This window comes from Streptomyces sp. NPDC000075 (assembly GCF_040301925.1).
Lineage (GTDB): Bacteria > Actinomycetota > Actinomycetes > Streptomycetales > Streptomycetaceae > Streptomyces > Streptomyces polychromogenes.
The window spans coordinates 20,245-32,668 of the sequence record NZ_JBEPFL010000006.1; the positions used below are offsets into that span (position 1 = coordinate 20,245).

At 72.6% G+C, this 12,424-nt stretch carries 9 protein-coding genes and 1 riboswitch; of the genes, 6 read left to right on the forward strand and 3 right to left on the reverse strand.

Annotated elements, in window-relative coordinates; genetic code table 11:
• Nucleotides 1–16: 16 nt before the first annotated feature.
• Nucleotides 17–1,183 carry a citrate synthase/methylcitrate synthase gene (locus ABT403_RS09435; protein ID WP_344166079.1) on the forward strand — a complete coding sequence of 389 codons (1,167 nt, stop codon included), beginning with the start codon at nt 17–19 and terminating at the stop codon, nt 1,181–1,183.
• A gap of 14 nt (nt 1,184–1,197) precedes the next feature.
• Nucleotides 1,198–2,283 carry a CobW family GTP-binding protein gene (locus ABT403_RS09440; protein ID WP_344166081.1) on the forward strand — a complete coding sequence of 362 codons (1,086 nt, stop codon included), beginning with the start codon at nt 1,198–1,200 and terminating at the stop codon, nt 2,281–2,283.
• On the opposite strand, the gene ABT403_RS09445 is transcribed toward ABT403_RS09440, so the two are convergent.
• Together ABT403_RS09445 and ABT403_RS09450 are read right to left on the reverse strand one after the other, a co-directional pair.
• Complete coding sequence (locus tag ABT403_RS09445; RefSeq protein ID WP_344166083.1) at nt 2,280–4,385, reverse strand: restriction endonuclease; 2,106 nt, start codon at nt 4,383–4,385, stop codon at nt 2,280–2,282. The two genes, ABT403_RS09440 and ABT403_RS09445, sit on opposite strands and share 4 nt — an antisense overlap.
• Nucleotides 4,386–4,486: 101 nt before the next feature.
• Nucleotides 4,487–6,943 carry a DNA gyrase/topoisomerase IV subunit A gene (locus ABT403_RS09450; protein ID WP_344166085.1) on the reverse strand — a complete coding sequence of 819 codons (2,457 nt, stop codon included), beginning with the start codon at nt 6,941–6,943 and terminating at the stop codon, nt 4,487–4,489.
• Between the two features lie 239 nt (nt 6,944–7,182).
• On the opposite strand from ABT403_RS09450, the gene ABT403_RS09455 reads away from it, so the two are divergent.
• From ABT403_RS09455 to ABT403_RS09470, 4 genes are all read left to right on the forward strand, one after another.
• Nucleotides 7,183–8,529: a M16 family metallopeptidase gene (locus tag ABT403_RS09455; RefSeq protein WP_344166087.1), complete on the forward strand. Its 1,347-nt coding sequence runs from the start codon at nt 7,183–7,185 to the stop codon at nt 8,527–8,529.
• 20 nt (nt 8,530–8,549) lie between these two features.
• A complete protein-coding gene (locus tag ABT403_RS09460; protein WP_425580302.1) occupies nt 8,550–9,917 on the forward strand; it encodes a M16 family metallopeptidase in 1,368 nt (455 codons plus the stop codon).
• 225 nt (nt 9,918–10,142) lie between these two features.
• Nucleotides 10,143–10,302, forward strand: a riboswitch (cyclic di-AMP (ydaO/yuaA leader).
• A gap of 12 nt (nt 10,303–10,314) precedes the next feature.
• Complete coding sequence (locus ABT403_RS09465) at nt 10,315–11,121, forward strand: M23 family metallopeptidase (protein WP_344166089.1); 807 nt, start codon at nt 10,315–10,317, stop codon at nt 11,119–11,121.
• Nucleotides 11,122–11,288: 167 nt separating this feature from the next.
• Nucleotides 11,289–11,954 (forward strand): GntR family transcriptional regulator, encoded by a 666-nt coding sequence (locus ABT403_RS09470; RefSeq protein WP_344166090.1) that lies wholly within the window; start codon nt 11,289–11,291, stop codon nt 11,952–11,954.
• 144 nt (nt 11,955–12,098) lie between these two features.
• Here ABT403_RS09470 and ABT403_RS09475 read toward each other — a convergent pair whose 3' ends face one another.
• On the reverse strand, nt 12,099–12,380 hold the full coding sequence (locus ABT403_RS09475; protein ID WP_344166091.1) for an HPr family phosphocarrier protein: 282 nt from the start codon (nt 12,378–12,380) through the stop codon (nt 12,099–12,101).
• Nucleotides 12,381–12,424: the final 44 nt, after the last annotated feature.

Here is a 12,424-nt window from a genome sequence, read left to right on the forward strand (position 1 = left end):
ATCGATCCAATCAAGGATGGATGGTCAATCCATGAACACCACCGTCGAAGTACCCCGCGGTCTCGCGGGAGTCGTGGTCACCGACACGCAGCTCGGTGACGTCCGGGGCCGCGAAGGCTTCTACCACTACCGCCAGTACTCGGCCGTGGAACTGGCCGGATCCCGCACCTTCGAGGACGTCTGGCACCTGATGTTCCGCGGCGCCCTCCCGGCGGACCGCGCCGAACGGGACGCCTTCGCCGCCGAGATCGCCCCGCTGCGCCACCTGCCGGCCGAGGTCGGGGCCGCCCTGCCCGCCCTCGCCCGCGCCACCGCCCTGTCCGGACCGCTCGCCGGACTGCGCACCGCGCTCTCGCTCCTCGGCGCCTGCGCCGGCTTCCGGCCCGTCTACGACCTCGACCCCGGCCGCCGGGCCGCCGACGCGCTCGCCGCCTGCGCCGCCGTACCCACCCTGCTCACCGCCCTGCACCGGCTCGGCCGGGGCCTGGAGCCGGTCGGCCCGCGCGACGACCTCCCGTACGCCGCCAACTACCTGTGGATGCTGACCGGCGAGGAGCCCGACCCCGTCAAGGCCCGCGCCGTCGAGCGGTACCTCATCTCCACCGTCGACCACGGCTTCAACGCCTCCACCTTCACCGCCCGCGTCATCGCCTCCACCGGCGCCGATGTCGCGGCCTGCCTCACCGGGGCGATCGGCGCCCTCTCCGGCCCGCTGCACGGCGGCGCGCCCAGCCGCGCCCTGGACACCCTGGATGCCATCGGCACGGCCGACCGGATCGGCCCCTGGATCCGCGAACGCGTCCTCGCCGGAGACCGGATCATGGGCTTCGGACACCCCGTCTACCGCACCGAGGACCCGCGCTCGCGGATGCTGCGCGACATCGCCCGGCAGTTCGGCGGGCCGCTCGTGGAGTTCGCCGTCGAGGTCGAGCGGCAGGTGGAGGAGATCCTCGCCGAACTCAAGCCGGGGCGGGAACTGCACACCAACGTGGAGTTCTACGCGGGCGTGGTCATGGAGCTGTGCGGGCTGCCGCGCGAGATGTTCACCCCGACCTTCTGCGCCGCCCGCGTGGTCGGCTGGAGCGCGAACGTCCTGGAACAGGCCGCCGACTCGAAGATCATCCGACCGGCCGCCCGCTACACCGGCTCCACCCCGCCCCAGCCGGTACCCCCGCTGGGCTGACTACGATCGTCCGGGTGAACAGCGTCCAGCCCATCCCCGTCGTCGTCCTCTCCGGATTCCTCGGCTCCGGCAAGACCACGCTCCTCAACCACCTCCTCACCCACCGCGGGGGCACCCGGATCGGGGTCGTCGTCAACGACTTCGGCTCGATCGAGATCGACGCGATGTCGGTGGCCGGACAGGTCGGCGACTCGATGGTCTCCCTCGGCGGCGGCTGCCTGTGCTGCGCGGTCGACGGCAGCGAGCTGGACGCGTACCTGGAGAAGCTCGCGGAGCCCGTCCACCGGATCGACGTGATCGTCATCGAGGCCAGCGGACTCGCCGAGCCCCAGGAGATGGTCCGGATGCTCGTGGCCAACGAGAACCCGGCTGTCCGCTACGGCGGCCTCGTCCAGGTCGTGGACGCCGCCGAGTTCGACGCCACCCGGGCCGCGCACCCCGAGACCGACCGCCACCTGGCCGTCGCCGACCTGGTGGTGCTCAACAAGACCGACCGGGTCGGCCCCGCCGAACGGGCCCGCATCGAGACGGAGATCGCCGCGCTCGCCGCACCCGGGACCCCGCTCGTCGGCGCCGACCACGGGCGGATCGACTCGGAACTCCTCTTCGACCGCCGCCCCTGGACCCAGACGCGCGGCCAGCTCTCCTTCGAGGACCTGCTCGCGGAGGCCGGGGAGCACGCGCACGAGGACGAGGACCACAGCGGGCACGCGCACACGGCGTACGAGAGCGTCTCCTTCACCACCGACCAGGCCCTCTCCCCGCGCCGGTTCGTCGACTTCCTCGACGGCCGGCCCGCCGGGCTCTACCGGATCAAGGGCTTCGTCTGGTTCGGCGTCCCCGGCCACCAGGAGCGGTACGAGGTCCACGCGGTCGGCCGCTTCCTGCGGTTCGACCCCGGCCCCTGGGGCCGGGGAGAGCCGCGCGGCACCCGGCTCGTCCTGATCGGCAAGGGCATCGACGGCCCGGCCCTGCTGGCCGGCCTGGAGGCCTGCCGCGAGCCGGACCCGGGGAGGGCCCTGCCCGAGAGCATGTGGGGAGTACTGCGCTACGTGCCCCGGCCGGCGCAGGAGGCCTCCTCCGGCGCCGAGGACCTCTAGGCGACCTCGACGCCGAAGTCGCCCAGCAGGGCCTCCAGCCCGTCGCGGTAGCCCTTGCCGCCGATCACGAAGTCCCAGTCCCCGTTCGCCCGGCGCCGGAACGACCCCAGCACCAGGGCCGTTTCACCGGCGCGGCCGTCGGACACCTCCAGGCGGCCCAGCTCCCCGCCCGCCGCGTCCAGCAGCCGGATGTGGGCGTCGGTGAAGCCGGCCAGGTCCGCGTCCGGATTGACCTCGGGATCCACGGCGGCCACCAGCACCAGGCGGTCGGCCTGCGCGGGCAGCCCGTCGAAGGCCACTTCGACGGCGGCCTTGTCCGGAGCGGAGTGCGGGCGGGCGCGGACCGAGCCGTCCGGGGTGCGGGGGTTGTTGAAGAACACGAAGTGATCCTCGCTCAGCACCCGGCTGCCCGTGCAGACCAGCGCGCACACGTCGAGCGCCACCGTCCCCGACCAGTACATGCCCAGGACGTTGTGGTCGGCCGGGTCGGCGGCCAGCGGTGTGTCGACGAGGGTCGGCGCCGGGGAGGCCGGCGCGGGCGCCCCGGAGGCCGGGCGGCCGCCGGAGGCGCCGGGGCCGAGCCGTCCGCGGAGCCCGTACTGGTGCAGCAGCTCCACCAGCTCCGCGCCGGGAACCAACTCCAGCGGCTTGCCGTTGGCAAAGGTGTACGACCCGGGACCGAAGGACGCGGTGGTGACGAGCACCCCCTTGTTCGCCCCCTTGTCCTGGACCGTGCCGTACAGGTCCCGCACCGCCGTCGGAGGCACGGTGTTGCGGTAGCGCTTCACCTGCACCACGATCCGCCCGCCCCGGATCGGCGCCGGGTCGACGGCCTCCACGTCCACGCCGCCGTCACCCGACCGCTGCGTGGTCACCGCCTCCATGCCCATCGCCCGGAACAGCTCGGCGACCAGGTTCTCGAAGACGATCGGATCCATGGTGAAGAGGTCCGGCTCGTCCTCGTCCCCTGCGGTGTGCCCCCCGTGGCTGACGACGTCGCCGACCTCGGCGGGCCGACGCCCCGGACGGACCTCCGTCAGCTGGTCGGGACGCGCCGACAGCTGCCCGCCCAGCCCCGACACCAGGCAGTCCACCGCGCTGACCTGCTCCAGCCGCACCCCGGCGAAGGCGCTGCGCCCCGCCGGCACGGTGGACAGGACGAACCTCGCCTCCTGCCCGGTGGCGGGGTCGTGGCAGTCCACGAACCCGTTGACGACGACCGAGTCCAGGACGCCGAACTCGTCCGCCGCGTACAGCTCCCGCACCACCAGCAGCATGCACTGGGCCAGCAGGTCCCGGTACAGCGCGCGGCGTTCCGTGACGGGGCGGGGCCTGATCTTGTCCTGGTCCGTGCTCGGCAGGTACTGCACCGACCGGGCCTCCGGCACCACCGCGAACCCGGGCAGTTCCCAGTCCAGCACCAGCTGGCGCGCCGCCGGGTCGTAGGCGGCCGACACCTGGCGGGGAAGTGCCTCGGGCCAGGCCGTCGAGGCGTACAGAGCCGCTGAGAAGTACTCCACCGCGGCGTCGGCACCGCCCGCGCGCAGGGCGTCGGCCAGGGCGGCGAGGCCGCTGTTGTGGGCGCGCACCCCGGCGAGCTGCTCCTCGGCCCACCGGTCGTACTGCAGGCGGTACGCCGAAAGCCGCTGCCGGCGCTGCGCCTCCGCCGCGTTCGCCGCCTGCCAGGCGGCGGTGTACCGGTCGTGCGCCTCCCGCTCCGCCTGGGCCCGCTGGTGCGAGCCGGGCGGCCAGCCGTCGCCCTGGTGCCGGAAGTCCTCGATGCGGGGCATCGGCACGGGCTGCCCCAGCGCCCCGGCGTCGAAGGGCTCCAGCCGTTCGGGCCGCACCAGGGAGGACATCCGGAACGCCGGCGCCGCGCACCCCGCGACCAGCAGTCCCTTGAGGGCCTCCACCTCGGCGTCGATCTGGGCGGTGCGGCGCACGGCCTCGGCCTCACGGTACTGCCGGTGGCTGCGGTTCGCGTCCCGCTCGTAGGCCCGCCGGCGGCGTTCGGCCTCCCGCTGCTGGATCAGCTGTGTCTGCTGCTGCCGACGCTGGGCCTCGGCCCAGTCCCCGATCACTCCGCCCGCCCGACGACTCATCAGCCGTGCACTCCCCCCACCAACGCCAGGAAGGAAAACACTAGTCGGCATTCGGGTGGTACGTCCCCAGGGTCGCACCACCCGAACGCCGGCCTACGGTCCTACAGCGCCGCCCCCGCCAGCACCGCGACCTCGGCCGGCAGGGCGGTGCCCGAGCCGTCGCGGCGCGGGTCCGGGGCCGGGAGGGCCGCCGGGGTGCCGTTCGCGGTGGCCGCGCGGGCCGGGGCGTTGCCCGCCCAGGCCAGCACCAGCAGCTCCTCGCCCTTCAGGAACCGCTGGCAGCGGACACCGCCGGTGGCCCGGCCCTTGCGCGGGTACTGGTCGAACGGGGTCAGCTTGCCCGAGGCCGGGGCGCCGTCGAGCGTCCCCTGCGCGCCCGCCACCGTGAACACCAGGGCGTCCCGGGCCGGGTCCACCGCCGAGAAGTGGATCACCTTGGCGTTCCCGGCGAGCTTGATGCCCGCCATACCGCCCGCCGGGCGGCCCTGGGGGCGCACCTGCCCCGCCGGGTAGCGCAGCAGCTGGGCGTCGTCGGTGATGAAGACCAGGTCCTCCTCACCCGTGCGCAGCTCGACCGCGCCGACGATCCGGTCACCCTCCTTGAGGGTGATGACCTCCAGCTCGTCCTTGTTCGCCGGGTAGTCCGGCACGACCCGCTTGACCACGCCCTGCTCGGTGCCCAGCGCCAGGCCCTGCGAGGACTCGTCGAGCGAGGTCAGGCAGATCACCGCCTCGTCGGCCTCCAGCCCGGAGAGGAACTCCGAGACCGGGGCCCCGCCCGCCAGGCTCGGCGCGGCGTGGGTGTCCGGCAGCTGCGGCAGGTCGATCACCGACAGCCGCAGCAGACGCCCGTACGAGGTCACCACGCCCACGTCGGCCCGGGCGGTCGCCGCCACCTGCGAGACCACCAGGTCGTGCCGGGCGCGGGCGGCGCCCTCGTCCACCACCACCGGCTCGGCGTTCGCCGTGCGGGCCAGCAGGCCCGTGGACGACAGCAGCACGCGGCAGGGGTCGTCCGCGACCTCCAGCGGGACGGCGGCCACGGCCGTCCCCGCCGACTCCAGCAGCACCGTACGGCGCGGAGTGCCGAACTTCTTGGCGACCGCGGCCAGTTCCGAGGAGACCAGCTTGCGCAGCTCCGCGTCCGAATCCAGGATCCGGGTCAGCTCCTCGATCTCCGCGGTCAGCCGGTCGCGCTCGGACTCCAGCTCGATCCGGTCGAAGCGGGTGAGCCGGCGCAGCGGCGTGTCCAGGATGTACTGGGTCTGGACCTCGCTCAGCGAGAAGTGCTCCATCAGGCGCTCCTTGGCCTGGGCGGAGTTGTCGCTGTCACGGATGATGCGGATGACCTCGTCGATGTCGAGCAGGGCCACGAGCAGGCCCTCGACCAGGTGCAGCCGGTCGCGCCGCTTGCCCCGGCGGAACTCGCTGCGCCGGCGCACGACCTCGAAGCGGTGGTCCAGGTAGACCTCCAGCAGCTCCTTGAGGCCCAGCGTCAGCGGCTGTCCGTCGACCAGCGCGACGTTGTTGATGCCGAACGACTCCTCCATCGGCGTCAGCTTGTACAGCTGCTCCAGCACGGCCTCCGGGTGGAAGCCGTTCTTGATCTCGATGACCAGGCGCAGGCCGTGCGCCCGGTCGGTGAGGTCCTTGACGTCGGCGATGCCCTGGAGCTTCTTCGAGCCGACCAGGTCCTTGATCTTCGCGATGACCTTCTCGGGTCCGACCGTGAAGGGCAGTTCGGTGACGACCAGGCCCTTGCGGCGGGCCGTCACGTCCTCCACGGCCACCGTCGCGCGGATCCGGAAGGTGCCCCGGCCGTTCTCGTAGGCGTCCTTGATCCCGGACAGGCCCACGATGCGGCCGCCGGTGGGCAGGTCGGGACCCGGCACGAAGCGCATCAGCGCCTCCAGGTCCGCCTCCGGGTAGCGGATCAGGTGGCGGGCGGCCGCGATGACCTCGCCCAGGTTGTGCGGCGGCATGTTGGTGGCCATGCCGACCGCGATCCCGGACGTGCCGTTGACCAGCAGGTTCGGGTAGGCGGCGGGCAGGGTGACGGGCTCGCGTTCCTGGCCGTCGTAGTTGGCGGCGAAGTCGACGGTGTCCTCGTCGATCGACTCCGTCATCAGCGACGTCGCGTCGGCCATCTTGCACTCGGTGTAGCGCATCGCGGCCGGCGGGTCGTCGTTGCCGAGCGAACCGAAGTTGCCGTGGCCGTCGACCAGCGGCAGCCGCATCGAGAACGGCTGGGCCATGCGCACGAGGGCGTCGTAGATCGACTGGTCGCCGTGCGGGTGGAGCTTGCCCATCACCTCGCCGACGACGCGGGCGCACTTCACGTACCCGCGGTCGGGGCGCAGGCCCATCTCGTTCATCTGGTAGACGATGCGCCGGTGTACCGGCTTCATGCCGTCCCGGGCGTCCGGCAGGGCCCGGGAGTAGATCACCGAGTACGCGTACTCGAGGAAGGAGCCCTGCATTTCGTCGACGACGTCGATGTCGAGGATCTTCTCCTCGAAATCCTCCGGCGGCGGGGTCTTCGTGCTGCGGCGGGCCATCGCTGCGGCGCTCCTAACCAAGATTCGGGGGGTGTACGTGCTGGGGTGTGCGACGGGGTCGACGCGGACCATTGTGGCCCGAGGCACCGACAACGCCGACCCCGACCCTGGGGGTACCCCCTGGACGGAGTCCTCGGGGGAGCCCGGGGACTGGGAACTTCTCCGCGCACCTGCGCGCTTGCATACAGTGGCAGGCCGATAGGAAATCTCTGCATCGCGATCGAAGGGACCACATGCCCATGGGTCACACGGCCACAGCTCAGGCCGGCTCCGGCGGCCTGACAGCGACCGAGCACCGGCTGGCCAACGGCCTGCGCGTGGTGCTGTCCGAGGACCACCTCACCCCGGTCGCCGCCGTCTGCCTCTGGTACGACGTCGGCTCGCGCCACGAAGTCAAGGGGCGGACCGGTCTGGCTCACCTCTTCGAGCACCTGATGTTCCAGGGCTCGGCGAGCGTACCGGGCAACGGGCACTTCGAGCTCGTCCAGGGCGCCGGCGGTTCGCTGAACGGCACCACCAGCTTCGAGCGCACGAACTACTTCGAGACGATGCCGGCCCACCAGCTGGAGCTCGCCCTGTGGCTGGAGGCGGACCGCATGGGCTCGCTGCTCGCCGCCCTGGACGAGGAGTCCATGGAGAACCAGCGCGACGTCGTCAAGAACGAGCGCCGCCAGCGCTACGACAACGTCCCGTACGGCACGGCCTTCGAGCGGCTGACCGCCCTGGCCTACCCCGAGGGCCACCCGTACCACCACACCCCGATCGGCTCCATGGCCGATCTGGACGCCGCCTCCCTCGAGGACGCCCGGAACTTCTTCCGTACGTACTACGCGCCCAACAACGCCGTCCTGTCGGTCGTGGGCGACATCGACCCCGAGCGCACCCTCGCCTGGGTCGAGAAGTACTTCGGCAGCATCCCGGCGCACGACGGCAAGCAGCCGCCCCGCGACGGCACCCTCCCCGAGACCATGGGCGGGCAGCTCCGCGAGGAGATCGTCGAGGAGGTCCCGGCCCGCGCGCTGATGGCCGCCTACCGCCTGCCGCACGACGGCACCCGCGAGTGCGACGCCGCCGACGTGGCGCTGACGATCCTCGGCGGCGGCGAGTCCTCCCGCCTGCACAACCGCCTGGTCCGCCGCGACCAGAGCGCCGTCGCGGCCGGCTTCGGCCTGCTGCGGCTGGCCGGCGCCCCCTCCCTGGGCTGGCTGGACGTCAAGACCTCCAGCGGCGTCGAGGTCCCCGCCATCGAGGCGGCCGTCGACGAGGAGCTCGCCCGGTTCGCCGCCGAGGGCCCCACGGCCGACGAGATGGAGCGCGCCCAGGCGCAGCTGGAGCGCGAGTGGCTGGACCGGCTGGGCACCGTCGCCGGCCGCGCCGACGAACTGTGCCGCTTTGCGGTCCTGTTCGGCGACCCGCAGCTGGCCCTGACCGCCGTCCAGCGGGTCCTGGCCGTCACCGCGGAGGAGGTGCAGGCCGTGGCCGCCGCCCGGCTGCGCCCCGACAACCGCGCGGTCCTGGTCTACGAGCCGCTGCCCGGCTCCGAAGAGAACGACGAGAGCGACGAGAACGAGGGGGCGGAGCAGTGAGCGACACCGCAGCCGTCACGATGACCTTCCACCCGCGCCCGGAGGCCGGCGAGGCCGCGCCGTGGGCCTTCCCCGCCCCCGAGCGCTCCACCCTCGGCAACGGCCTGACCCTGCTGCGCTGCCACCGCCCCGGCCAGCAGGTCGTCGCCGTCGAGGTCAACCTCGCGGCCCCGCTCGACGCCGAGCCCGAGGGTCTCGACGGGGTGGCCACCATCATGGCCCGCGCCCTGTCGGAGGGCACCGACAAGCACTCCGCCGAGGAGTTCGCCGCCGAGCTGGAGCGCTGCGGCGCCACCCTCGACGCCCACGCCGACCACCCCGGCCTGCGCGTCTCCCTGGAGGTCCCGGTCTCCCGCCTGCCCAAGGCGCTCGGGCTGCTGGCCGAGGCGCTGCGCGCCCCCGCCTTCGACGACGCCGAGGTCGCCCGGCTGGTGCGCAACCGGCTCGACGAGATCCCGCACGAGCAGGCGAACCCGCAGCGCCGCGCGGCCAAGGAGCTCTCCAAGGAGCTGTTCCCGGCCACGCTGCGCATGTCCCGCCCCCGCCAGGGCACGGAGGAGACGGTCGCGCGGATCGACTCCGCCGCCGTGCGCGCCTTCTTCGAGGCCCACGTACGCCCCTCCACCGCCACCGCGGTGATCGTCGGCGACCTGACCGGCGTCGACCTGGACGCTGTCCTCGCCGACACCCTGGGCGCCTGGACGGGCAACACCGCCGAGCCCCTGCCGGTACCGCCGGTGACGGCCGACGACACCGGCCGCGTGATCATCGTGGACCGGCCCGGGGCCGTCCAGACCCAGCTGCTGATCGGCCGGATCGGGCCGGACCGGCACGACATCGTCTGGGCCCCGCAGGTCCTCGGCACCTACTGCCTGGGCGGCACCCTGACCTCCCGTCTGGACAAGGTGCTGCGCGAGGAGAAGGGCTACACGTACGGCGTGCGCGCCTTCGGCCAGGTGCTGCGCTCCACGGCCGACGGCAAGGGCGCCTCGATGCTCGCCATCAGCGGCTCGGTGGACACCCCCAACACCGGTCCGGCCCTGGCGGACCTGTGGCAGGTGCTGCGCACCCTCGCCGCCGAGGGCCTCACGGACGCCGAGCGCGACGTGGCGGTGCAGAACCTGGTGGGCGTGGCCCCGCTGAAGTTCGAGACGGCCGCCTCGGTCGCCGGGACGCTGGCCGACCAGGTGGAGCAGGAGCTGCCGGACGACTACCAGGCGCGGCTGTACGCGCGGCTGGCCGAAACCGGTACGGCGGAGGCCACTTCGGCGGTCGTGAGCGCCTTCCCGGTGGACCGGCTGGTCACGATCCTCGTCGGCGACGCGGCGCAGATCGAGGAGCCCGTCCTGGCCCTCGGGATCGGCGAGGTCACGGTCGTCACCAACTGACCGGCGGTCTACCGGCAACTGACCGGAAGTCGGCCTGATCCCACCCCACGCGGAGGGGGCCCGGTGGAGCGTCCACCGGGCCCCCTTTGTCCGTTTAGTGATGTGGTTGCGGTTATGCGGTGTGGCGTACGCAACAAATCCGCTCGTCTGTTTGGCGATTGACTGATGATCCGCCTAGCGTCAGGCGTGCTGTCCGTCAGTTGTGCCAGCCGCATCCGCGGCACCGGACAGCGATCGCCGAGTCCCCGTCAGGCGCGAGCCTGGGGAGCCGGGGACCCACATCAGTCCCTGGGGTGAATCGGACCGCCTCGTCAGAGGGGGGCCGTAGGAGACCTTCCTGCTCCGAACCCGTCAGCTAACCCGGTAGGCGAGAGGGAAGGAAAGGATCACCCCCGCCATGGCGTTTGGCAGTCGTGCAGCCGGTTCCGGTAAGCACCGTGGTTCGAGCCGTCTGAGCCGCAAGACCGCCGGCTACGCCGGCATAGCCGCCCTTGCCACCACCGGCGTGGTGGGCACCCTGGCGGCCCCCGCCTTCGCCGCCGACTCCCACGGGGGCCCCTCCGTCGAGGACACCGGCGCGCTGAACGCCGTCGTCGTCGCCGACGGCCTCCAGGACGACATCGAGGTCCAGGCCGCGACCCAGCAGACCGCCGCCGAGTCCGTCGCCGCCCAGGCGCAGGCCGAGGCCGACGCGAAGACCCGCGCCTTCGAGGCCAAGCGCATGGCCGAGGCCAAGGAGAAGGCCGAGAAGGAAGCCGCGGAGAAGGCCGCCAAGGAAGAGGCCCGCAAGCGCGCCAACACCTTCGTCGCCCCGGTCGACGGCTCCTACGTCAGCACCCAGTACGGCGCCGGCGGCGGCATGTGGTCCTCCGGCAGCCACACCGGCATCGACTTCCACGCGGACGAGGGCACCTCCGTCCACGCGGTGGGCGCGGGCACGATCGTCGAGGCCGGCTGGGGCGGCGCCTACGGCAACAACGTCGTGATCCGCCACAACGACGGCACCTACACCCAGTACGGCCACCTGATGTCGCTGAGCGTCTCGGTCGGCGAGACCGTCACCGCCGGCCAGCAGATCGGCCTGTCGGGCTCCACCGGCAACTCCAGCGGCCCGCACCTGCACTTCGAGGCCCGCACCGGCGCCACGTACGGCACGGACATCAACCCCCTGGCCTACCTGCGCCAGCACGGCGTCGGCATCTGACCCGGCACCCGACCTGACCTTTCCACGCGAAGGCCCCGGCTCCCCGAGCCGGGGCCTTCCGCGTTTCCGTTCCGGATTTCCGGGCGTTCTCGGAAATCCTCGTGTGTTGCAATAGAGTCGCAGTGGCAGCACGGTCGATCGGAACGAAACCCAGCGGAGGTCCGGCCTTGCGTATTCCGGCGCACGCGGTGTGTACAGCAATTCGCGACGATATCGTCTCGGGCTTTTTCGGGCCGGGCGGCCGGCTGACCGAGGAGGTGCTCGCCCGCCGGTACGGGGTCTCGCGCGTGCCGGTGCGCGAGGCGCTGCGCACGCTGGAGTCGGAGGGGTTCGTCATCACCCGGCGCCACGCGGGGGCCTGCGTGGCCGAGCCGAGCGAGCAGGAGGCGGCCGATCTGCTGGAGCTGCGGATGCTGCTGGAGCCCCTCGCCGCCTCGCGCGCGGCCCGGCGGCGGACCGAGGCGCACCTGAGGGTGCTGCGGGGGCTGGTGCGGCTGGGCCAGGAGCGGGCCAGGCGGGCGCAGGGGGAGGACCTGCGGTCGCTGGGCAGCTGGTTCCACGAGACCCTGGCGCAGGCGTCCGGCAGCCCGGGGCTGATCGCGCTGCTGACGCAGACCAGGCGCAAGGTCGCCTGGCTGTACGAGGTGGGGGCGCCGGTGCGGCCCGTGGAGTCCTGGGCGGAGCACGGGGCGGTCGTCGACGCGGTGGCGCGGGGGGACGCGGAACGGGCCCGCACGCTGGCCGCGCTCCACGCGGAGCGGGCGATGGGTGTTTTCCGGCCCCGGGTGAGGACTTTGCAACGTGCCGTAAACACGGCGGGTGGCCGGAATTAACGCGGGGCGTGTAAGAAAAAGAGGGGCGCCGGAATTGTTTTCCGCCGTGTATTCACGGCGGGGTGATTATCGGCGGGCCCTAGCGTCCGGACAGCACGAAGCCGCGGCCCCCTGATGGCGGGGCCGCGGCTTCGTGTGAAGGGGTCAGACGGTTTCCGGGAGTTCCTCCAGGCCCTCCGCGACCAGCTTCGCGAGACGGTCCAGCGCGGCCTCCGCGCCGTCGGCCTCGGACGCCAGGACGACCTCCTCGCCGCCCTGGGCGCCCAGACCCAGGACCGCCAGCATGGAAGCGGCGTTGACGGGGTCGCCGCCCGCCTTCGCGATGGTCACGGGGACGCCGGAAGCGGTCGTCGCGCGGACGAAGATCGAGGCGGGACGAGCGTGCAGGCCCTCGGCCCAGCCGACGTTGACGCGGCGCTCTGCCATGGTGATGCCCTTCAGGTTCTCGCGGTTGTCTAGACCAGTCTCTC